The following is a 21,715-nucleotide window of genomic DNA, read 5'->3' on the forward strand; positions in this document are numbered from 1 at the left end:
TAACGAAGAACGGATTCAATTAAAACTAAACAAACTGACGCCGGTTGAGTACCGACGCCAGCTCATAGCCTAGGGCTTTTTTCATTGTCTACAAATTTGGGGCTTGACCAAAGCAAGCCCCCTTTCGAAAGGGGTCTTTTACTTTTCTTCAGGAGGATATCTTTGTTGGACTGACGGACGATAGCTGCCGCACGGCCGAGTACGCCGAGCGGCTCGACATCATTATTCTATAAGGACAAGCAAATATATGTTTTCTTGACTATTCTGTCCCTTTAGCCGGGCAGACACAGATAACGGCTGTTATTTGGTGTTGATCAGGTATCGTACCCGTAAGTTGAAGAAAGATTTTTAAGATGCTTTTGTCTGAAACAACTTTATTCCTAATCCGATGAAAAGGATGCCTGTTATTTTATTCAATATAAATTCTACTTTTGGATTATTTCTCAATTTTTTAGTTGCATATGAAGAAAAAATAGCTACTAACAAGCACCAAACAGTTCCCGTCATAACAAAAGAAAGTCCTAAAATAATAAAGGGTAAAGGACCATAAGTATTATCCCCTGAAATAAACTGAGGAAGAAAGGAAATGAAAAACAAAGCCACTTTTGGATTAGTAACATTAGTCAGAAGACCTTGAGTATATATCTTTTTTAATGACATACTTTTTGTATCCTTAAGTTCTACATTTGATGATTTTTGTATTAACATTCGAACACCAAGATAAATCAGATATCCTGCACCTATGATTTTAATAATAGTAAATAAGACAACTGATGTTGTAAGAATTACAGATAAACCAACAGCAGCTAGAAAGGTATGCACTAATGAACCCGTGGAAATGCCAAGAACAGAATAAATTCCTGCTTTTTTCCCTTGCGATACACTTCTGCTAACGATGTACATTGTATCTGTACCAGGAGTTATATTCATCAATAAGGCAGTTAATAAGAAAAGTCCGAAACTTGTTATTCCAACCAATATGACCCACTCCAATCAACCATTCTATCCACGGCGGTGGAAGGGCAAATCAGCCAGGTCGGCTGGCTGGCGAGCGAGGTGTCTACCCTTCCGATCAGCACCTTTGCTTCCAATGTGTTTACGCTTCGAAGAATCGCCCTCGGCAGCCGTGCTCACTTCTAAGCCGTGAACCGGGTGATGGATATCCATCGGATCAGACCCGTCATTGATCGCGTCTTTCCTTTCGAAGAAACATTGGATGCCTTCCGGTACTATAAGGACCAATCTCAATTGGGCAAAGTCATTATCAGCCTATCCTAACCACATATCTATGCGCATCGTCTGAAATTCGTCCTACTTGTGGTACGGTTCTCCGCGTAGTCTGTAACGGCAAGCTCAAGGCCATCCTAAGCGGATGGCCCTTTCATCTGCCTTTTAATAATTTTTATCATGCTCTGGCCAGTAGCAATAATTGCTTCTTCCGCCGAACGTGGTGTCCATCCAAGTAATTGTTTGGCCTTTTGATTGCTTGTTGACATATCTTGACCCAAGAGTGTTGCAATCATTCTTAATTTGGGATTGAAAATCGCCGCAATACGTACAGCAATATTTGGAAGTTCCTTATCTGGCACGTTTTCAGCATCTTCCCCTAAATGTTTCCTCAGAATTTTTGCAATATCTAACATCGAGAGATTTTCTGCACTAGAGGCTATAAAACGCTCTCCGCTTGCTTCGGGACGCAACATGGCCAAAATATGCAAATCGGCAACATCTCGAACATCTACATAATCAGAATAAATTTTAGGGACAGACTTTAGCTTGCCTTCTATCATTTGGCGAACAGAATCATTTGAATGCGAGTAATCATTGCCTAAAATGGGCCCCATCACCCCAACGGGATTTACTGTTGCCAGTTCTAACCCATTTCCTTCTTGGCGGATAAATTCCCAAGCGGCTTTTTCAGCGATTGTTTTAGATTTTTGATAGGGATGAATGTTTGCGTCTGTATTGGACCAATCTTCTTCGGTATATGGTCCTTTATGATGCTGATGTCCTACGCCAATCGCTCCGAAAGCAGAGGTTAAAACAACACGTTTGACACCTGCATCACGCGCTGCTCTCAACACACGTAAAACACCTTCACGTGCCGGTTGAATCATTTCATTTTCATCTTTATAAATTTTATTGGGTGTTGGAGAAGCAACATGGATGACATAATTCGCCTCTTTAACAGCCTCGTCCCAGTTACGATCAGATGATAAATCTGTTTGAATAAATGACAAGCCTTCAAAATTTGTTACTCCGCCTGACATTAACATGGCTTTTACTTCATCTTGCCTACTCATTGTACGAAGTGTTGCCCGCACCCGATACTGTTTCTTTAGTAATTTCAAAATTATATGAACAGCGATAAATCCTGAGCCTCCGGTCACAAGCACTAAGGGGTTGTTGTTTTCTGACATAATGAATACTCCTTTCCGTTGACGTTACATCTGTAACGGTTTACACTATTCTAATACTGAACATTATCTAAAACAAGTAGAAAACAAGCATCTGTGACAGATTGGAGGAAGTGTCATGGCAGCAACTGAGCACGCCCAAAACATAAAAAAAGACACAAGAGAATGGATTGCTGTTGCATTGCTGGAACTTTTACAGACAAAACAACTAACAAAATTAACAATTTCGGAAGTCGTCAAAAAAGCTGGCGTCAGTCGAATGGCGTTTTATAGAAATTACGAAAGTCTTGAACAAGTATTGAAGGAGTACTACGAACCTAAATTTGCAGATATATTTAATAAAACTGCCTTTCAAAATAGTCACGAACAGAAAATAGCAGATTTGACGAATTTTTTTCTTGCACTATCCAATGATTTTAAAATGGCCATTGAAGGAGAATACACAGAGCTGCTGTATCAAGTTTTTAAATACCATATTGCTCAATTATATGATGAGATCATTCCCTTTCCAGACTGGACAGGTGCGAAACGAAGCTATTGGATTGACTTTATGAGCGCCGGTGTTTTTGAAGTTTGGGTGATGTGGATAAAAAATGGTCAAAAAGAAACTATAGAAGAAATCAAAGGGCTCATTCGACTTTTTCATAAATAAAAACTTGCTCTTACTTGTGGTACGGTTCACCGTAATACACCTAAGCACAAAATTAGGTTTGACCACAAAGTATGCATGATGTGCGCCTAAAAAAATAACGCCGCGTCCGACAAGGCACGCCTTGCTCGGTCGCGGCGTTATCATTTCAGAATCAGCTTCATTAACCGTCGACTTCGTTCTGCCAATCGCCGTAGTGCCGGGGGCACCCTGCACCGGTCGGGCGAATAGCTCTTCAACATTTGTTTCGTCTGCATGAAGTAACTCTTGTGGCATGGCTTACGTCATGAGTCAGAAATACGTCAACAGCTGAACGTTATACCGGCAAGAGCAGCATTTCGCGCGTCTTGGATATACATTATCTCGTTAGACGATGGCCAATTCGGCGAAGGAAAACGGACTTCTTCCGTTTCAATATTTAAAGTACCTGTTCGAGCAGCTCCCGCAGCTTCCGGATCCATAAAATCCAGAGGCCCTCGAGCCTTATTTGCCATGGTCATCTTCGCTTCCGATTACTTGTCGTGTAATGGGATAGGCATGATCAAGTTGGAGTTATGGGACGCTTACAAATCGCTTTGGATACTGGCAGTGATAATTAATTCGTCACGTTTAAAGAGCGTTACTCGGATAGATTAGTTTCTACGCGGAAGAATCGCCTCATTGATTAAAAGCACTTACTTTTTATAAACAAACAAATGGGAGAAACCAATTGACGGCCTCTCCCATTTGTTTGTTTATAAGTGTTACTTAGAACCTTTGTAAGTCAAATTGATATGCTGAAGGTCAGTGTTGCTGTTAAAAATAAATTCAAGTTGGTAATTCCCACGGATATAAACAAATTTTTTCTGAGCGATTTTACCGGCTTTTATAGTTGTTGTAGCGTTTGGCATACCCCATTGCTTCATCAACATGTTTTGAGTAATGCCACCAAGATTGTTTTGGCGCTCTACGCTCGTACCAAAATAGCGCATTTCTTGAATTTTGTTCGATTTGTAGGAAAATGCAAATCCTGCTTGACCCATCGACCCTTCATATTCATCAAATGCATTAGCGCCAGTGCCAACTTGAATTGGCTGACCGAATTTTTTGATAATATCTTGACGTGTAGTTTCTCCAACTGCTAGTCCTTTTATTAGTCCTTGCACATCTCCAGGGAATTGACCTTTAAGAGCTGGCTTATAGAAGCTGTTCAAGAAGCTGTTTGCTGTTTGAAGAGCTTTAGAGTATGTCAAATTGACATGCTGAAGGTCAGTGCTGCTGTTAAAAATAAATTCAAGTTGGTAATTCCCACGGATATAAACAAATTTTTTCTGAGCGATTTTACCGGCTTTTATAGTTGTAGTAGAGTTTGGCATACCCCATTGCTTCATCAACATGTTTTGAGTAATGCCACCAAGATTGTTTTGGCGCTCTACGCTCGTACCAAAATAGCGCATTTCTTGAATTTTGTTCGATTTATAGGAAAAGGCAAATCCTGCTTGACCCATCGACCCTTCATATTCATCAAATGCATTAGCGCCAGTGCCAACTTTAATTGGCTGACCGAATTTTTTGATAATATCTTGACGTGTAGTTTCTCCAACTGCTAGTCCTTTTATTAGTCCTTGTACATCTCCAGGGAATTGACCTTTAAGAGCTGGCTTATAGAAGCTGTTCAAGAAGCTATTAGCTGTTTGAAGAGCTTTAGATTGTGTCGCAGTTGAAGTCGCTGCTTGCGTTGCAGCAGCTGATGCTGGTGCCAGGCTGTTCGTTATCCCAACGATTCCGAGAATTGCAGCACCCGAGATCAAAAATGCCGCAGTTATATTTTTTGCAGATTGTTTATTATTCATGATGATTCCTCCTGTTGTCTAGCACTCGATGATAAGTGCTTATCAATATCAATTTTGTACTACGGTTCTTAAACGAGAGTTGTTTTAAAAATGTTTCTGGAAAATAGGCCCAACGCAAACACCAAAACCAGTGCTTGCCAGGCATTAGCGATAGTAAGAATGGTTACATATGACGTTCGCGCGGAGATCTTCGACAAATTTACCCTGACATAGCTACAATTGATTCCAAAACGTTTACCACTTTGTGCATCAAATTTTGCTTTCAACTTTACGATCTTTTCCTAATTCAATTGCTAAGTAGTCTCCTCAAGGGTAGCGTAAAACCCTACACACCTTCAAGAAGTCAAATTTACGACAGCCCGTATCGCGGACTACAAAGCAAGTGGGCTACAATGTCGGCGTGGTGCGATGCTCATCATGTTACAAAAGAGCAGTTGAAGTATTGGCTCCGCAAACTTAAAAGTAGTTCCTTCCAAGGTCGTAACTACCCCTACACACTCGTTCTTGCCCATAAAACCGATTAGCAGCTTCGAATGATTGAAACCATGAACTTTTTGTTGCTGTTGACGCAAATGTACCAATCGTTATTATGAACTACTTTACCGATGTTCCTTCCTTTTTTATAATCCCAGATCATCAAAAATACCTCCGGAGTGAATGTGACAATTAATTATTTGTCCACTTATTTTTTCCATCCACGTTTTATGTATCCATAATTGGTGAACGTTTTATAAAAAATAATCCTCGCTTCATAGGAGGATTAACGGTTAGGAGTTACCCAAAGGTATTGTATGACACAAGGATATTATTGTTCCGCAAAATCAGGTTTTTTGAGAATTTGTTAGCAGGGTGCGTTCAAAGAACCAGCTCCATGGGAGGTGCCCGTGCCGCCGAGCATCCCCGCGGCATTCTGGGAGAAGTATCGGTGGCGGACATCCGCGTACAGGTTGCCTTGTCGCTATTCACCTATTTCGAAAATGGGGCCGTCTTCAAGCCGCCGGCCGATCTGCATCTTGTGAACCTGAACGCGATGCTCGATCAGGTGCTTGCCTGGAGCGGCGCGTTCAAGATGCTTAGCGCATAAGAACAAGTACTTATAAAAACGCCTCATCCCAGCGGATGCGGGGGAGAGACGCCGTTCTAAAAACGATTACGCACAAAGCATAGCTATGGATGCATCGGCTATTTGGTGGAGTCTCTTTTTATCTGCGGATGTTCGTGTTAAGACTCTTATTCCAATCATTGTTGTTTGGAGACTTGCCGCAAGAATTTTTGCGTCCTTGTGAGCCGGAAATTCTCCAGCTTGCTGACCTTTTTGAATGAGATCTGCCAGAAATTGCTCTTCTCTACTAAAGCTTTCGTTTGTTTTTTTACATACTACTGAATCTCTGGAAGCAAGCTCGGTGGCTGAATTCACGAATAAGCACCCTACCGGTCGATCAACGTTACCTTCTATCACACAATCGAAGATGAATCCAATGGCTTCTTTAGCCGTACGACCGCGTTGTGCTTCGGCTTTAATGTTTTTCGTAAACTCTTGGTATTTCTCCATTGCTTTTAAAAATAGTGTATGCTTGTCGCCGAAAGTATCGTACAGGCTTCTGCGATGAATGCCCATATGCTTTACAAGGTCCTGAAGCGAGGTCTTTTCATAGCCTTGTTCCCAAAATAAATTCATGGCCTTAAGGAGTACTTCGCTTTCCTCGAATTCTTTATGTCTTGGCATCGTTTTCACCCCTCCGGGATAATCTTATCATAATGAGAACAATCGGTAAAAGTTGTTGGGAGAATTTTCAACGGCCTCTAAGTTGCCTTAGGTTTATTGTTTTAATAACATAAGCCACGAATTATTAATTTTATATTTTGGTAAGTTGACAAATTCGGAATGAGTTATTAATATGAGAACGATCGATTTAATATACTGATCAGGTAATCGATTTAATATACTGATCAGGTATTAGAAATTTAAATCGCACCAAGAGGAGACAAACAAAATGATGAAGAGCAACCCAAGCAAAGCCGGTATGATGCATCGGAATCCCAACAAAGAAAATACATTCCTATTCCTTACAGACATTAATTCAATATTGGTAAGTGGTGAGGACACAAACGGGGAGTTTTGTGTCGTGCATTGTTCGGTCAATGAAAATGATGGTCCGCCACTCCATATCCATAGAGATGAAGACGAATCTTTTTACGTGTTGGATGGAGAATTAGAAATGACACTTGGCAATGAAACTCTTCTGGTTAAAAGTGGAGATTATGTCTTCGCTCCTCGCGGCATTCCACATACCTTTAAGGTAAGGTCAAAAAAAGCTAATTTCCTGGTTACGGCTTACCCTGCAGGATTCGATTCATTCGTAAAGGAGCTGGGCGTTCCTTACGTGGAAGGAATGGAAGTCCACATTGAGCCCCCCACTCCTGAGGCGATACAGAAACTAATGCAAGTATCCCAAAAATATAATATTAGTTATCCTGGCCTTTAAAATCTTCAAGAAGGGACGGCTTTTTATCTTTAGCGCTCAATTTTGATGAATGGAGCTAGACGCTAATGAGTCAAACCTTATCCCCATTTACGTTGTTTTACAATGGCTATGCAGGTAATGGAGAGTCCATGAGAAAATAGATCGGTCAAAACTTGATCTGCCCGTTTATTTTAACGGTTACTTAGCAAAAGGTGACTTTTTAACCAAATAATTTGCTCTAAAAGAGGTTCTATTATGACAAAAATTATCATTCCCATTACACCTGTGTATGGACACGTCGCTCCTATGCTGTCCATAACAAAAGACCTTATACGCCGCGGTCATAAGGTGACTATTATTACAGGATCCGTATTCAAGGAGGCTGTCGAAAAGACAGGCGCCGCATTCGTATCATTTACTGGTGCAGCCGATTGGAAGCCCGAGGAATTATTAGACCCCGAGCGACTCGCCCTCGAAGGGCCGGCTCAGGTCAACTATGACCTGCAGCGCTATTTCGTTAGCGCTATTCCGAACCAATATGCAGCACTGCAACAAGAACTGGAGAAGTATGGTAACGATCAAGCGATTGTGATGGCAGAATCATTTGGATTCCCAATCTCGCCAGCATTGCACGGTGCCCCAGGTGTACGAGCGAAGGGATATATAGTCGTAGGTGTTATACCACTTGCAATTTCTAGCATTGACGCTGCGCCATTTGGTATGGGACTTGAACCGGATAGCTCAGAAGAGGGCCGTGCACGAAACATCGACCTTAATGGCTTAATGAAAAATACCATATTCGGGGATGCACAGAAGCTCTATGAAAAGGTGTTAACGGATCTGGGAGCGATCGGGGAAATGTCATACCTTCTTGACAGTTGCGTACGTGCGGACAGCTATCTTCAGTTGTCTGTAGAGGAACTGAGCTATAAGCGATCAGACCTGCCCGAAAGCGTCCGCTTCATCGGTGCGCTTCCTACCCCGCCTTCCGTAGATGCTAAATTGCCAGTATAGTGGTCGGATGTGTTAGAAGCTGAAAAGGTTGTCGTTGTAACACAGGGAACAGTAGCAAACGGTGACTTCAGTCATCTAATTGAGCCAACACTAGAAGCGCTAGCTGACTTGCCCGTTCTAGTTATTGCGGCGACAGGCAGCAAGAATGAAGTCAAAAATGTACCAGCCAATGCAGGTGTCGTGGAATTCATTCCTTTCGTCGATCTCCTTCCGCATACCAATGTTCTCGTCACAAACGGTGGATTTGGCGGGACGCAGCAGGCGTTGAGTTTCGGAGTGCCGATGGTATTGGCTGGCATTTCCGAAGATAAGATTGAGGGTAACGCTCGCACGGCCCATACTGGTGCCGCAATCAATCTCAAAACCCAAATACCGACGCCAGAGGCGATTCGGGAGGCAGTCCTTAACGTACTCACTAAGAAGGAATTCTTAGCGAATGCAGAAAGATTGAAGGCGGAATATGCTGCCCTTGATCCGTACACAGCTATCGCGAATGTCGTCGCCGAGTTAGATGCCCAATAATATTATCCTTGTCAACCTATATTGATGACCGGGGAGATAAGGAGTTATTGTTTACCTGCTCGGGAGTGGTCGAGAGATGAACGTTTCATTCACTTAAGATTGCGTCCATGGCGTAAAGCATTATAGATATTTTTTAAGGCCGTTCTGCGTTTATGGCATATAAAGGTGACACACAAGTTTAATAGCTAAGCAAGAAAGAAGGAATTTAGTAATGAATCAATCTAATCAAGATTTCAAACACCCATTGGCAGCTGGAGAACATGAAATCTTCATCGATGGTGTGCGTCAAGTTTATCACGTAGCTGGCAACGGCCCCATTTGTTTGGTCCATTCGGGCGGACCAGGATTTCACTGGAAGTATCTGCAGATGCCTGAGCTGGAGAAAACAATGACAATGGTGTATCTGGAACCTGTAGGAACAGGTAAATCAGATACGCTGCCAGACGGAGACTATAGTATGCCTCGGTATGCGCATTTCGCACATAAAGTAGCCGGGCATATCGGTGCACAGAAGTATTACTTCCTGGGTCATGCTCATGGCGGTGGTGTTGGCATTCAATACGCTCTGGATTATCCGAACGAACTTGGCGGTCTGATCCTCCAATCCAGTGCTCCTTCTATGGGACTTGATCTATATAAGGAGCAATTCAAACAAATCGAGAACTTTGCTCAACGTTGGCCAGATAACGCGGAAGCTCAAGATGCGAAGCAAGCTATGATGGATTCGAAAAACGTAGGATGTCCGAGATGTCCTAAACACTATCACCACGCCAACGCTCATTCTAGTCGGTGAATATGATGTCAACTGCGGACCAAGGTGGTCCTATGAAATGGGGGAAAAAATTCCTGGATCTCACCTCGTAGTGTTTGAGCGGGGCGGTCATATGGAGCACGTTGAGCATACCGAGCCATTTACGCAAGCTGTTAATGAATTCGTTGCTCAAACAAAGTGACTAATACGTAACAAGCGCACCGCCACGGTGGTGTGAGAGGACGGAGGCTAGGACGCCTCCTCCCGCCAACCCCCGTTCGGGATTTTCACTCTAGAGATGACGCCCATACTGGACGTACAGCACAAAAGCCAACCGAATGAATTCGGTTGGCTTTTCGACTGAACGCAGTCACCCTTAACGGTATCGGATTCGACGATCGTTTCCCGGTACCCGTCGTATTATGAGTTCAGCCAAGCTGGTTGGGACGATGATCCCGCATAATGTCTTGGCCAGTTTCGATTCCGGACCAATTGATAAATAAGACCAAATTCTGGCCATTATGATCTGCGAATGGCCAGAACTTGATCCCAAAATGTTGAACGTTGCTTCTACTCGGTAAGTGTGAAGCCCATTCGAATAGCTGGTATAGCCGAACCCGGATGGTCTGTACCGTAGGTTAATTGCGGCGCAACGTACACGTCCGGATTGGCCTGCTTGCCCCGGTAAATGCCCGGATACAGATCGAGGATATGATAACCGGGCTCGCCAGTAGCCGTGACCGTGAACGTTACGGTGCCCTGAGTGTTGAACCCGCACATGTACCCCAGATAGGCATTATCGTAATCCAGGTAATACGCGTTGTCGTATTCCGTCCACCCAACGCCTTTGATCTGGATTGTGATCTGGGTCCCTGCCGGCCCGGAAGATGGCGTAATTTGAGCGATCGATGGCGTAATCGACAAGTATGCCTCCGCATACGTGACGCCTCCAATCTTCAGTTCAATCCGGTGCGGCACGCCTCCGAGATCGTCCGGGATCGGAAAGTCATAGCTCAAACTGCCGCTAGCGTCCGTGCGATCCGTACCGAGCGTCCTCGACTTCTCTGCGAAGCCCTCGCCCGTAATCCGGCTGCCTTCCATTGTATGCCAGACCACATCTGCTTGCTTGCCTGCAGGCAGTCCGCTTCCCTTAAGCGTCACCGAATCCCCGACTTGACCACTGGTTCGGCTCAGCGTCGCATTGACGCCTTGCTTGTTCACTGGAGGCGGCATTTGCACGCCCCCCCCAGCGGCTATCGGCTGCGCTTCTACTTCGTTTCGGACGATCGGCACTTCATCCGTAACGGTAAACGTAAAGTTTGGCACTGGCAGATAGGAATTCGGCGCTTCCGTATAATTCAAATACGGCATACCTAAGTAACCATGCCAGATCGTGATCGAATGCTTACCTGCGGGACCTGCTGCTCTTATTCTCGCAGTCGCGCTCCCGTCTGTGGATACGGCGGAGATCAGCCCTGTCATCTTGTTGTCGTAGGACAACTGCCAGTTGCTCTCCATGGTCGCGTAGCTGATACCCTCTGCCTGCACCGTGATTTCCGAGCCGACAGGACCGGACTCCGGGAACAAACGGAAGGTCGGAGCAATGAACACATTCGATTGGGCAACTTTTTTGTTGTTCTGTCTTACGTATATCGTATGGTCGCCTCCAAAGCCTTTCGGCACGACAAAGCTTCCATCCCAGTTGCCCGTACTGTCGGTCGTGCCCATCGTCATCGTATACTCTTCTAGCTTGTAGGACGGGCCGATTAAGCTATAAATACCTTGAATGTCATAACTGCCATGCTCTGTTTCCCACTGCAGCTTGACCGGCATGTTTGGTTCCAGACCCTTGGACGAGAAATGAACGATAGCCCCTACTGTGCTGTTGTTTTCCTCGATCATTACGGTCGGCGTAACGGACGCCTCTTTCTTTTCTGCCGAAGCAGGCGACACGAAAAAGACGGAAGAAAGCAAAAGTAGCGAACTTAGGATCGTGTATGGATTGACCATTCGTATCATTGGATGCAATGAATTTAACCTCTTTCATCTGTTGTTCATAGCTGTGCGTTATTTGGTCGAGGCTCCCGTTGGGGCGGGCTCGGTGTCGACGATCGTAATGAGTGAAGGCATAACTTGGAACGGCTTGTATTCGCCTTTCATGGAAGCCGTTTGCGCGGTAATGTAATAGCCGAGAGTTCCCTTCGGCGTTTTATCCGTTACTTTGTAGTTCACGGTCCAAAATTTCTCGCCGTCCGGCACGCCCGGCGGGTGCAGCCCCAGCTGCATGTCAAGCACTTCGCCCGTGGCGAGATGAACTTGCAGTTTCGCATCTTCGGCCAGCTTGCCCGTAACCGGGTTAAATGCTTTCATGCGGAAGACGATACCGTCACCAACGGTGAAGCGGTTCTGCAGCACGCAACCTGCCAATTCGGAAACAGTATCCCCATATATGACCAGTTTGGATGCGAAGGAAAGCTGCGCCGTTTTGGTTTTTTCGCTCCAGGAGAGACTGTTCGCGCCTACCGCGTTCGCTAGGTCTTTAATGGCCACCGTCGGCGTGCCCTTCGTTTCCACCGCCTTGACTTCTTTTCCATTTATGATTGCGGAATGCTTTTGGTTGTCATAAGAGAAAGTAAATCCAGTGAAAGCAGAGAAGTTCTTTAGATCCACGTAGACCCTGCCGTCTGCAACATGATTGGCGGACGATACCAATTTCGTTCCATTAATAGAGATCGTGAGTTCCCCTCCGCTTGCGGATACGACCGCCGGCAGACAGGCTGTGACGACAGCGGCCACCATCAACGATGCCGCCTTCTTTTTAAAACCAATATTCATCTTCTTATCCCTCCAAGTGTCTTCGCATCGATGCGTGTTTCGTAAATAGCATTTTGCTGCATGATATTATAGTCTTCAAAAAGGACTTTCTCGAGTTCGAATTGCTACCGTAAAATCACTGCCACAATACGCAGCATACTGGCCATACGCCAGCTTTGTTGGTTTTGAATATTAAATGTTACCCGTTTCAATCAGCTGTTCCAATAAGCTAGCCGCGTTGACCGGTCCGTCATAATTCGCGAACTCCGCCTGAAGCTCTTGCGCGCGCGCTCGGTATTTACCGTTCGAAAGCATTTCCTGAACCGCTTGATGGACCTGTTCGGCCGATGGGTTACCGGTCTGCAGGTTAATTCCTACGCCAGACCAGGATACACGTTGGCCAATCTCAGGCTTATCTTCCGTATCGCCAGCCACGACCAACGGTATGCCGTGAGATAGTGCATATTGTACGCCGCCATATCCACCGTTAGTGACCATAATATCAACCTTCGGAAGGAATTGATCGTATGGCAAAAACTCGGAAACCCGCACATTGGCTGGAAGATCTATAGAAAGGGCGGATTGTGGTCGTCCGCCTAACGAAGCTATGACAAGCACATCCTCTTCGGCAAGAGCTTGAATCGTAGGCACGACAAGCCGATTAAAATCACTGATGTCCAGAGTTCCTTGCGTCACATGGATGACTGGGCGATCGCCGTCCAACTCCTCCCACCAGTCAGGAAGCTTCTGAGTGCCTGAACTCGCGTTTTTGGACAACATTGGTCCAACAAAACGAACGCTTTTCGGCATATCGGAACGCGGGTATTCAAAGGATGGAACCGTAAATTGAAGGTAAAGATCGCTTAGCTTGGTCGGCGCATCCATTATGTAGCCATCAATTTGAGCCATGCCGTGATCGGCTAGCAGTTTATTAAAATACTCCCGCAAATCGGCAAACATGACGTTTTGGATTTGATTGTTCAAATCGATATTTCGAGCGCGTTCATCCACGCCGGGGGTGACGGGAATCCCAGGGCCGAACGGCGGAGTATCCACGCTCGACACTGTCAATCCGGTAAAACCGGTAACAGCATATTTCAAGCCTTTATGTCCACCGGATTCGATCATCGGTAAAATGAACAAACATGAAGGATCACAAACTATAACCTCCGCGGGAAACGTCTCCAGAATACGCGACACTTCCTCGTAATAAACGGGAGTCGGCGCCATGAAAATATTTCTTAGGTCGAATTTGAGTTTGTCCAAGCCTTCATGATTACGACGCTCGGGAAATTCCTCTTCCAGCTTTCGATCATCGTAATCGAATCCCATAACTACGTGTCTTGCCCCGACGGCTTCGACGGTTTCCTTAAACCGTTTGCCTGTATACCACACAACTTCGTGGCCTCGTTCCACTAACTTTTTGGCAAGCAGCAAATTCGCGCTCACATGGCCGTGAATCGGCGTGTTGCTAAATAAAATCCGAGCCATTTTTCAACTATCCTCCAAGTCGATTCTAAGATGTCTATGTAACGCCTTCCTATGCTATAAAAAGATTTTTACCATGTCAAATAACAATCTCCTTAGTATTACAAATATTGCGTTTTATATTTAACCCCGTGTTGTCCCTCCCCGACTCGATTCTCTTGTTTTCTCTGACTTGCATGTACTTCTGAATTTAAATATTAAGATTTAGTTAAGGTGAGTTTTTCAGGAAAAAAGGAGCAATAAATATATGGCCGACGGTATTCCTTGGGACATAGTCGGTTATTCGGTCTGTCGTTTCGTTCAAGAGAGCCAATTTTCATTTCTCATGGGTGTTAGCTTACCGATCAATAAAAAAGAAGGTTCTCGCATTTATGCGAAAACCTTCTTTAATTATTATGTAAGCAGAGAATTTTTATAACTACCCTTGAATATTCAAACCATCCAAAAGTACTCTCGCAGGTATAAATACTTGGCCTTGCTTAATTACGGGCACTGTGTCAATTTGAGTAACTTTTCCATTATACGATACGTTTTCTGAATTAAGATAAGCTGCGTTCTCCTTACCATTACATCAACATGATACCATCAAATGTCTTCAATTTGTTGTGCAATTCTTCCCGTTAGCGGGGCGGTGGGGGTGCCGTCGCGGCACCCCTTCGGCGTTGTACTAACGCACCCGTTTGCTTAATCCTTTGTGGATGAATTTCCTGTTCCCCTCATTTGTACATCACCCAGGAGATTGAAAAAGCAACCTGTTCTTGATAACTGTTTTATGGGGCCATTGTAATCTTACTTGCATTTAATAAAAATTCTTTAATATAGTTAATTGATAGTCCACTATGAAACCTTCTAATTTCAAATAATGGACAATCTTCAATATGTTTTATTTTTGCTAAATAAGTTCGGTTTCCTTTGTGTTGCTCCTTTAAAAAAAGATTATACTTATCAACTTTCTCTTGTGCATCGCCTTCCATTATTTCTTTGATATTTTTTTCATAGAAGTTACTTGTCCTGTCCGCCCATGATATTAGTTCGCTTCGTGGTGTTGTTGAACACCGGATTTCTTCTTTACCATTGTAATAAAAGGTACAATCATTTATATCGTATTCAGACAAAAACAGCAGATTTAATAAGCTCCAAAAATATTCTGCTTCATGTTTAATATCCCATCTTGAACAATATTTAGGATGTAGTGTAACATGAGTAGAGATAAACCCGGCATAAAGTAAATTTAAATCATTAATGTTCTTAAACGAATTGGGAATTTGATCTTTATTTCCCAGAAAAGTAACAACTTCATTCGTAAGTATAATTTGTTTTATATCAGTGATTATTTCTTTTTTAACGTTAATGAATGTATCTGTCGAAGAACTAAATTTATCTGTTAGTAAAATCTCTCCTTTTAAATTTGGGTTTTTATCTTTGAAGTCAATTAACAAATAATGTACAACTTCCTCGAAAACTTGAAAACCTTCTATTATTTCTTCAAAACGATCTAAGGTGTACGGAGGAGATACGACTTCTATTAAGGCGTTGGAATATTCAGGATGTACCTCCCAGCCTTTAGCAAACAAATAACCCATTTTTTTTACTGGATTTTCATGAATATCCGCCATAGACTTTATTTTATTTACGATCTGTTGTGATGCTAATAAGTAACTTATGAAGTCACGTTCTTTATAAACTATTGCATATTCTTTTTCGATTCCAAACTCAAACTTGCTTGGATCAATTTTCATTGTTATTCCCCCATTTTGATCAACATCCATGCCAGCCTTGTTGTGCTATCGTGATCCGTTAGCGTAATAACTCTCCGCTAATTCAACACGATTCCGAACCCCATACTCAAAAGGACCACGGACACCAGACCTAAGATAACTCCCAGTGCCAACGATTTAAGCGTAAACCAGCGGAATTGCCCCGGCTCTGTTTTATCGATTTTGTGAATGCGGTATAGGATGGAAGCGTTGCCCACTAAGGTAATGATTAAAACTAGAATAGCCATAATCGTCCAAAACCCGGACACATCCCGAATCTGCATGGGATCGTCATTCCTTATGCGAGTAAAGGCCACTAATTGATTCCCCAGCAACAACGTAAAGGCAAATAGTCTCACGATCCGCCCTTTTCGATCTTGCTTCTTGCCTAACTTTTCCCGTTCATATTCCGCAATTTCACGCATAAACCGGGGGCCATGCATGAAGAGCAGATGCTTCGGAAAAAAGAGGCTCCAAATTTCAAAAAGCAACAAGGCCCCATACAAAAAAACCCCTACAAGATAAATGTCCGAAGGCGGCGGCTCTAGAACAAGCAGGAGACCGCCGGTTAATGGGATGAGGATGCAAACACATGCATTGATGAAAATGATTTGTTTCACGCGCAAGGATTTAAGTCTACTCGTGTCCATGGCTGGCACACTCCTATCCGGTCCATTTTACAGCACCGCCCCAGTTTACCATATGAAGGAATTTTGGGGGATAGGAGATTAGTCGGGGCCTGATGGAGGATCGCGAGCTACTTCTCCCAAAAGTGTAACTTTGCCGCAACAACTTCGCCTCACTCGACCCCTCAGGACGCAACAACTACGTACCCACTCGCACCTTTTTACTGGTTGACAATAACTTTATCCCATTCCCGACTTGCCCCCTTGGGCGTCCATAAATTCCCAAAAACCAACATGCATTCATTGGTGGCTATCTTAAAAATCTTGTTGGGCAAATCTGCCCGTTTGCGTAACACGGCTGCCGATCACTGACCGGCAGCCGCTTCTTCGTTTTTTATTAAGCTATCGTGCCCGTATATGTAACATTACAGCCGTACCCAACGTTTGTTTCCCTCGTCTGAAGATCAATACTACGTTCTACCAAGCTGCTTCCTCCGCCAAGATACCTTGAAACAACTTGACTGCATCCGCCTTGGTTTCTTCCCCTAGATCATCCCTGATCCACACGTTTCGAGCACACTCAATTAGATCCTGAAGGACCCTTTCCAAGCGGTAATAGGCGAGCGCCTTCTCATCAACTTCTACGGCTCCGTACCCCTGAAAAAATGCATGGGCATGTGGATGACTGACAAAGATGAAATCACGCTCTTTGGGAGCGAACATCACCTCGTCCCAATCGATTACAAACACTTGCCCAGCCTGATCCCGGATCAAATTGGCTGGATGCAGATCCGCGTGACATATTACATACGGAATTGTTCGCGATCGGAGCAACCCTGCCAGCTTTTCCAATGAGCTCAACTTCGTGTGTATCATCAACCTATGTTCTACCCAAGAAGCATGAAGGGTACGCTCCAATGTACTTCCGCCTTCAAAGAGTGCAAGTTGATCCTCAAAGGTTCTTATCCATCGAACATATTCCGTCGGATCAAAGGTCTCCTGACGGATCGACTTAAATCGTTCAGGCGGCAAAATGATCTGGTGAATCCGTTTAAAGATGGTCCCCAACTTATTCCACTGCTCGGCTGACATTCCCTTGAAGCTTGAGTCCCCGTTGATAAAGGGATAGACAACGACAGTCCAATCCTCTAGATGGGTCCACAGGATACCGCTTCTGGTAGAAATGGGAGCCACGACACATGTAATCCCCTGATCGTTGAGATATCGAGGAACCAGGTATTGTGGTTCGTATAAAGGCCTGGACGTGACTTTGAGCAGATAGGCAGTTCCCTGCTCGCTAACCACATGATACACGGCGGAGCTGTAATCAAGTCCCAGCGGAAGAAACTCAAGCGTGGCGGGAGTCAAATCATACTGCTCCTTTAGACAGGATCGAAGGTGCTCCTCTGAAATCCTCGGTGAATTACGCATAGCTCCATTCATCCCTTACTGTATATAGTTAAATATCTCATAGCACTTAAATCCTTGGTCTAAAAAACTCCTCAGCCTAATTAATCATTACTCAACCTAATTTCAAATGATTCCTACTTAAACATTAAAGCATATTAAACATGTCCGTTCCATGATTGGCAAGTAAGCGGCAAATGGCCGCTCCGATCCCTGTTGTTCGAGGAAAATAACGTTTTAAACTGCTGCTTTCTCATTCAACTTTATCCCATAAATATGGAATTATCCAGTTTAGGCAAATCAGGCATTCCCGGACGACTCCTTCGATTTGGTTGTTGTATGCAACATAATTAGAGTTTCGGCGTTCGATCTGTCATTACATTTTTAAATACTTCTTCCCTTACGGAGGCGGGCTTTCTGCGCACAAAAAAAGCCGCCTCTTTCGGCGGCTCTCCGGTCAATATGCAACTGTCATCTTGCGATGGCTGGTTAGAGATTAAGTACTAGGCTCTGATCCTGAGCATCCGGACGATAGCCGACGCAGCTTCCGCTCGGGTGGACAATACCTGCGGCGCGAATTTGTTGTCCGCAATGCTCCCGGCAGCGATGATGCCGTTTTCTCCAGCCGTGGCTGCAGCGGCTTTCGCCCAATCCGGAATGTCTGCATCGTCGGCGTAACCGGTGTGCTGCGTAGGGCTCATTGGGAGACCGGAAGCGCGCATGACCATTGCAATCATCTCCGCGTGCGTAATATTCGCGTTCGGCCGGAACGTGCCGTCCTCATAGCCGCTTATGATGCCGAGCTGCACTGCCTGAGCGACCGGTCGGGCTGCCCAGACTCCGATATCTTCCTTATCCGCAAAGAAAAGCGGCGAACCTTCCTCTGCCGGTATCAACCCATTCATAAGCATGACCGCAAATTCGGCACGGGTTACGCGGTTGTCCGGCCGGAACGTGTCGTCCGGATACCCGTTCACGATTCCGAGCGCCGCCGCTTCGGCGATTTCCGCACTCGCCCAATGCCCCGAAATATCGGTAAATCCCGGAGCGACGACAGGTTCTTCCCCAGCCGGAGGCTTACTTTCCGGTCTTGCGGTTACCGTCACGATGCAGTCGAAGGTAAATCCTCCATCCTCCGTCTTGACGGTTATTTTCACCGTGCCCGGTCCGATTCCCGTCACCTTCCCCGCTTGATCCACCGCAGCCACCGTATCGTCGCCGCTGCTCCATTGCACCCGCTTGTTTACGGCGTCTTCCGGGACGACGTTTGCCGTCAACGTCGCGCTGTCGCCCGCCTGCAGAGTCATAGTCCGCTCGCTTAGTCCTACGCTGCTTGCGGCGACGGTACCGAACGCGAACAAAGAATCAAACGATGCCGTATAAACTGTGTTGTCGCTTCCGACAGTAGGATCGAACGCTCCGAAACCGTTCGCATTTTTTTCCCACTTTAATTTCCCCGAAGAATCCACCGCGTACAGCATCGAGTTGTCGGCTCCCGCATAAATCGTGCCGTCCGCGCCGATCGCCGGAGTCGTTCTGACTTTATTATTGCCGGTCCCCAACGCCCATTTGATCGTCCCGTCCGAATGGATGGCCATCAGCTGCTTGTAGTTGCCGGCATACAGCGTGCCGTCCGCTCCGATGGCCGGAGAGCTGTACAGCTCGTAATTGTAGCTCCAATTTTTCGTACCGTTGGGACTGATGCTGTAAAGCATAGCTCCGTAAAAATTTTTAAACGAATTCACATAAATCGTTCCATCGTCTCCGATTACGGGACCTTGATATATGGGCTGATTTGTTTGATAGCTCCATTTCTTCAAGCCATTCGGTTTGATCGCATAAAGATTGCCGTCTGTCGTTCCCGCATAAATCGTCCCGTCTGGTCCTACCGCGGGGGAGGCTACGGAGCCTCCCGTAACAAATTCCCATTTCTTCGTCCCATCCGGATTGACGGCATACAGCTTCGTATCGTCGGATCCGCCTACAAAGACCGTGCCATCCGCCCCGATTGCCGGCGCGGAAAACGATCGTGAAAGTAGGGGAACAAGACCCGATCCTCCTCTTATGAATTCCCATTTCTTCGTCCCGGCGGGATCAATGGCGTACAATTTATGAATATTGTTTGCATTCACGTAGATTGTGCTGTCCGATTCGGAGACGGAGATGTCTTTCGGATAGTCCTCCAGTTGAATCTCCCACTTTTGCGTTCCGTCCGGGCCGATTGCGTACAATTTATAGTCGTTTGTGCCCGCATAGATCGTTTTGTCCGGACCGAGGACCGGAGAAGCGGTCAGGTTGCTGCCCATTTTCTTTTCCCATCTGACGATGCCCTGAGGATTGCCGTTTAACAAGGAAGGATACGGTTTGGTGATGGATTCGATCAAATTGGGTTCAGCCCGTTCAGACTTTACCTGGAGCTTCTCCTCCGCCGCTGCAGCGGAGGGGAGCGATCCGGCAATCGATGCCGCAGCCGACAAGAGGAGCAGCCATCTTAACTGCTTGACCTTCATGCAGATTCATCCTTCCGTCATGTATTGAACAGCCGACCGTACAGACAACACATCAAGCTTGGCGATTGTATTCGGACTAAATAAAAAAATCCCCCTTTTGATTCATCCTAAAGAAGGGAGCGCTTCAAAAGCGTTTCAAGCCGTATAATTAATGATCAATCTTTTCCAGCATTTTCGGATTCAGGGACCTGAATCGCGAGATTATTACCTGCTCAGGTCGGCTGAAATCAAAAGGCAGACCCTCTTAAGGATCTGCCTTTTCTCTGTTTCGATGACCAGCCCAAACGACAAGAACGTGGTTGCATCTGCAACAACATCAATAGTTTAACGTCGCTTCATCGTTGCCTAGATCGAAGTTCTCCCGATCATTTGATAGCAAATTTTGAAGCTGCTTCTTCGGCTTCTTTATATGCTTTCTGTAAGACTTCATCTTTATCTAATATAGAGGTTCCTTGAACCCGAAGTATTTCATAATCCTCAATGCCAAGAAAATTAAACATCGACTTCAAGTACTTATGTGAGTATTCAACTTCGTTATACCAGTCATTATTGGTATAAATTGCCCCACTTCCTTGTATGACAATGATACTGCGTCCATCCTTAAGAAGACCCACTGACCCATTTTCGGTGTACTTGAACGTTTCCCTTGCAATCATAATATTATCCATATAATCTTTTAATTTTGACGGAATATTAAAGTTATGCATTGGATATGCGATTACATATTTATTTGCGCTTTTAAATTGTTGTAATACCTCGTTCATACGCCCGGTTACTTCTTGCTCTTCGCTTGTTAACTCTTCTCCATTTCTTTGTCCCCATGCGCTTAAAACAGTTTTGTCTATCATGGGTATAACGTCATTGTATACGTTTATTTGTTCAATAACCTCGTCATTAGAATGATGCTCTTTATAGATTTTCAAGAAGTAATTTAATACATTTAGACTGAATGAAGAAGCAGAGTCCACTTCTGGGTGTGCATTAATGACTAGCAGTTTGCTCAACGGATGGTTCCTCCCTTTATTTTTGGTTTGTACATCAAAGAAGACAACTGAAGGAACATATCTGTGACAATGATCTATAAAAAATGCCTTTCGAATAAACGGGCAGCACCTTGAAGTTTGTCCGGATTCATCATGACATATACACGAGAAATGGCCAAACCGTCAGGATTTAAAGCGAGGGAGTAAACCAATGGCGGCGATATCTCCAGCGCGAAAAGCTGCGCTGAACGATGCACTAAGTGCCTGGAATTCAGGTTTTAATGCCGAAATCGGCACCCCGGCTCTAAATTTATCCGTACCCTATGTTGTAAACTTAAGAATAAAGAAGGTGGCAATTGGATTTCCAATTGATCTGGACCCCATGTCAAGAACACTTTAAAAAAGAAGGCTCTTAGGCAGCCGACAAAAGATGATTCCTGTATTGAACAGGAGTCATCTTTTTTAATCCCCATTGATACC

General features: G+C 44.8%; 22 protein-coding genes and 3 pseudogenes. 12 read left to right on the forward strand and 13 right to left on the reverse strand.

The annotated features are described in order from the left end of the window. Window positions 1-348: 348 nt before the first annotated feature. Window positions 349-978, reverse strand: a complete 630-nt coding sequence (locus AC0YOB_RS37955) for a LysE family translocator (protein WP_475797172.1) — start codon at window positions 976-978, stop codon at window positions 349-351. Between the two features lie 177 nt (window positions 979-1,155). On the opposite strand from AC0YOB_RS37955, the gene AC0YOB_RS37960 reads away from it, so the two are divergent. After that, window positions 1,156-1,278 (forward strand): zinc-binding dehydrogenase, encoded by a 123-nt coding sequence (locus AC0YOB_RS37960; RefSeq protein WP_475797173.1) that lies wholly within the window; start codon window positions 1,156-1,158, stop codon window positions 1,276-1,278. An 86-nt stretch (window positions 1,279-1,364) separates the two neighbouring features. On the opposite strand, the gene AC0YOB_RS37965 is transcribed toward AC0YOB_RS37960, so the two are convergent. Then, window positions 1,365-2,420 carry an SDR family oxidoreductase gene (locus AC0YOB_RS37965; RefSeq protein WP_475797174.1) on the reverse strand — a complete coding sequence of 352 codons (1,056 nt, stop codon included), beginning with the start codon at window positions 2,418-2,420 and terminating at the stop codon, window positions 1,365-1,367. A gap of 115 nt (window positions 2,421-2,535) precedes the next feature. Between AC0YOB_RS37965 and AC0YOB_RS37970 the strand changes: the two genes are divergently transcribed. From AC0YOB_RS37970 to AC0YOB_RS37980, 3 genes and pseudogenes are all read left to right on the forward strand, one after another. Next, entirely contained in the window at window positions 2,536-3,069 is a 534-nt protein-coding gene (locus tag AC0YOB_RS37970; protein WP_475797175.1) for a TetR/AcrR family transcriptional regulator, read from the forward strand. Between the two features lie 271 nt (window positions 3,070-3,340). After that, window positions 3,341-3,433: pseudogene (locus AC0YOB_RS37975) on the forward strand (IS66 family transposase); the annotation flags it as partial. 6 nt (window positions 3,434-3,439) lie between these two features. Beyond that, window positions 3,440-3,529: a transposase domain-containing protein gene (locus tag AC0YOB_RS37980; RefSeq protein WP_475797176.1), complete on the forward strand. Its 90-nt coding sequence runs from the start codon at window positions 3,440-3,442 to the stop codon at window positions 3,527-3,529. Between the two features lie 280 nt (window positions 3,530-3,809). On the opposite strand, the gene AC0YOB_RS37985 is transcribed toward AC0YOB_RS37980, so the two are convergent. Then, window positions 3,810-4,898 carry a YjgB family protein gene (locus tag AC0YOB_RS37985; protein ID WP_475797177.1) on the reverse strand — a complete coding sequence of 363 codons (1,089 nt, stop codon included), beginning with the start codon at window positions 4,896-4,898 and terminating at the stop codon, window positions 3,810-3,812. A gap of 829 nt (window positions 4,899-5,727) precedes the next feature. Here AC0YOB_RS37985 and AC0YOB_RS37990 point away from each other — a divergent pair. Beyond that, window positions 5,728-5,982: pseudogene (locus AC0YOB_RS37990) on the forward strand (NADPH-dependent oxidoreductase); the annotation flags it as partial. Between the two features lie 66 nt (window positions 5,983-6,048). Here AC0YOB_RS37990 and AC0YOB_RS37995 read toward each other — a convergent pair. Continuing rightward, window positions 6,049-6,624, reverse strand: coding sequence for a TetR/AcrR family transcriptional regulator (locus AC0YOB_RS37995; protein ID WP_475797178.1), 576 nt, complete (start codon window positions 6,622-6,624; stop codon window positions 6,049-6,051). Between the two features lie 268 nt (window positions 6,625-6,892). Here AC0YOB_RS37995 and AC0YOB_RS38000 point away from each other — a divergent pair, with 268 nt between their 5' ends. The 5 genes from AC0YOB_RS38000 to AC0YOB_RS38020 all read left to right on the forward strand — a co-directional run bounded on the left by AC0YOB_RS38000 (window position 6,893) and on the right by AC0YOB_RS38020 (window position 9,852). Then, on the forward strand, window positions 6,893-7,384 hold the full coding sequence (locus AC0YOB_RS38000; protein WP_475797179.1) for a quercetin 2,3-dioxygenase: 492 nt from the start codon (window positions 6,893-6,895) through the stop codon (window positions 7,382-7,384). A gap of 234 nt (window positions 7,385-7,618) precedes the next feature. Next, window positions 7,619-8,377 carry a glycosyltransferase gene (locus AC0YOB_RS38005; RefSeq protein WP_475797180.1) on the forward strand — a complete coding sequence of 253 codons (759 nt, stop codon included), beginning with the start codon at window positions 7,619-7,621 and terminating at the stop codon, window positions 8,375-8,377. A gap of 9 nt (window positions 8,378-8,386) precedes the next feature. Continuing rightward, window positions 8,387-8,899, forward strand: a complete 513-nt coding sequence (locus AC0YOB_RS38010) for a glycosyltransferase (RefSeq protein ID WP_475797181.1) — start codon at window positions 8,387-8,389, stop codon at window positions 8,897-8,899. Between the two features lie 211 nt (window positions 8,900-9,110). Beyond that, on the forward strand, window positions 9,111-9,692 hold the full coding sequence (locus AC0YOB_RS38015) for an alpha/beta fold hydrolase (RefSeq protein WP_475797182.1): 582 nt from the start codon (window positions 9,111-9,113) through the stop codon (window positions 9,690-9,692). Beyond that, entirely contained in the window at window positions 9,679-9,852 is a 174-nt protein-coding gene (locus tag AC0YOB_RS38020; RefSeq protein WP_475797193.1) for an alpha/beta fold hydrolase, read from the forward strand. Before AC0YOB_RS38015 ends, AC0YOB_RS38020 begins: the two co-directional genes overlap by 14 nt. Before the next feature lie 368 nt (window positions 9,853-10,220). Here the strand turns inward: AC0YOB_RS38020 and AC0YOB_RS38025 are convergent, their stop codons facing one another. The 3 genes from AC0YOB_RS38025 to AC0YOB_RS38035 form a co-directional block, all read right to left on the reverse strand. After that, window positions 10,221-11,678 carry a hypothetical protein gene (locus AC0YOB_RS38025; protein ID WP_475797183.1) on the reverse strand — a complete coding sequence of 486 codons (1,458 nt, stop codon included), beginning with the start codon at window positions 11,676-11,678 and terminating at the stop codon, window positions 10,221-10,223. A 39-nt stretch (window positions 11,679-11,717) separates the two neighbouring features. Beyond that, window positions 11,718-12,485: a hypothetical protein gene (locus AC0YOB_RS38030; RefSeq protein ID WP_475797184.1), complete on the reverse strand. Its 768-nt coding sequence runs from the start codon at window positions 12,483-12,485 to the stop codon at window positions 11,718-11,720. Window positions 12,486-12,656: 171 nt separating this feature from the next. Further along, complete coding sequence (locus AC0YOB_RS38035) at window positions 12,657-13,955, reverse strand: glycosyltransferase (protein WP_475797185.1); 1,299 nt, start codon at window positions 13,953-13,955, stop codon at window positions 12,657-12,659. A gap of 244 nt (window positions 13,956-14,199) precedes the next feature. Here AC0YOB_RS38035 and AC0YOB_RS38040 point away from each other — a divergent pair, with 244 nt between their 5' ends. Next, window positions 14,200-14,370 carry a hypothetical protein gene (locus AC0YOB_RS38040; protein ID WP_475797186.1) on the forward strand — a complete coding sequence of 57 codons (171 nt, stop codon included), beginning with the start codon at window positions 14,200-14,202 and terminating at the stop codon, window positions 14,368-14,370. On the opposite strand, the pseudogene AC0YOB_RS38045 reads toward AC0YOB_RS38040, so the two are convergent. From AC0YOB_RS38045 to AC0YOB_RS38070, 6 genes and pseudogenes are all read right to left on the reverse strand, one after another. After that, a pseudogene (locus AC0YOB_RS38045) lies at window positions 14,371-14,457 on the reverse strand (hypothetical protein); the annotation flags it as partial. It lies immediately after the preceding gene. A 265-nt stretch (window positions 14,458-14,722) separates the two neighbouring features. Continuing rightward, the gene (locus tag AC0YOB_RS38050; RefSeq protein ID WP_475797187.1) at window positions 14,723-15,691 is read right to left on the reverse strand and encodes a hypothetical protein; all 969 of its coding nucleotides are present in this window, start codon (window positions 15,689-15,691) and stop codon (window positions 14,723-14,725) included. Between the two features lie 77 nt (window positions 15,692-15,768). Further along, window positions 15,769-16,359 carry a hypothetical protein gene (locus AC0YOB_RS38055; protein ID WP_475797188.1) on the reverse strand — a complete coding sequence of 197 codons (591 nt, stop codon included), beginning with the start codon at window positions 16,357-16,359 and terminating at the stop codon, window positions 15,769-15,771. A 453-nt stretch (window positions 16,360-16,812) separates the two neighbouring features. After that, complete coding sequence (locus AC0YOB_RS38060) at window positions 16,813-17,703, reverse strand: phosphotransferase enzyme family protein (protein ID WP_475797189.1); 891 nt, start codon at window positions 17,701-17,703, stop codon at window positions 16,813-16,815. Between the two features lie 542 nt (window positions 17,704-18,245). After that, window positions 18,246-20,252: an S-layer homology domain-containing protein gene (locus AC0YOB_RS38065; RefSeq protein ID WP_475797190.1), complete on the reverse strand. Its 2,007-nt coding sequence runs from the start codon at window positions 20,250-20,252 to the stop codon at window positions 18,246-18,248. A gap of 365 nt (window positions 20,253-20,617) precedes the next feature. Next, on the reverse strand, window positions 20,618-21,256 hold the full coding sequence (locus AC0YOB_RS38070) for an FMN-dependent NADH-azoreductase (protein ID WP_475797191.1): 639 nt from the start codon (window positions 21,254-21,256) through the stop codon (window positions 20,618-20,620). 190 nt (window positions 21,257-21,446) lie between these two features. Here AC0YOB_RS38070 and AC0YOB_RS38075 point away from each other — a divergent pair, with 190 nt between their 5' ends. Then, a complete protein-coding gene (locus tag AC0YOB_RS38075; protein ID WP_475797192.1) occupies window positions 21,447-21,635 on the forward strand; it encodes a hypothetical protein in 189 nt (62 codons plus the stop codon). Window positions 21,636-21,715: the final 80 nt, after the last annotated feature.

Source organism: Paenibacillus sp. JT31N17, from assembly GCF_056269255.1.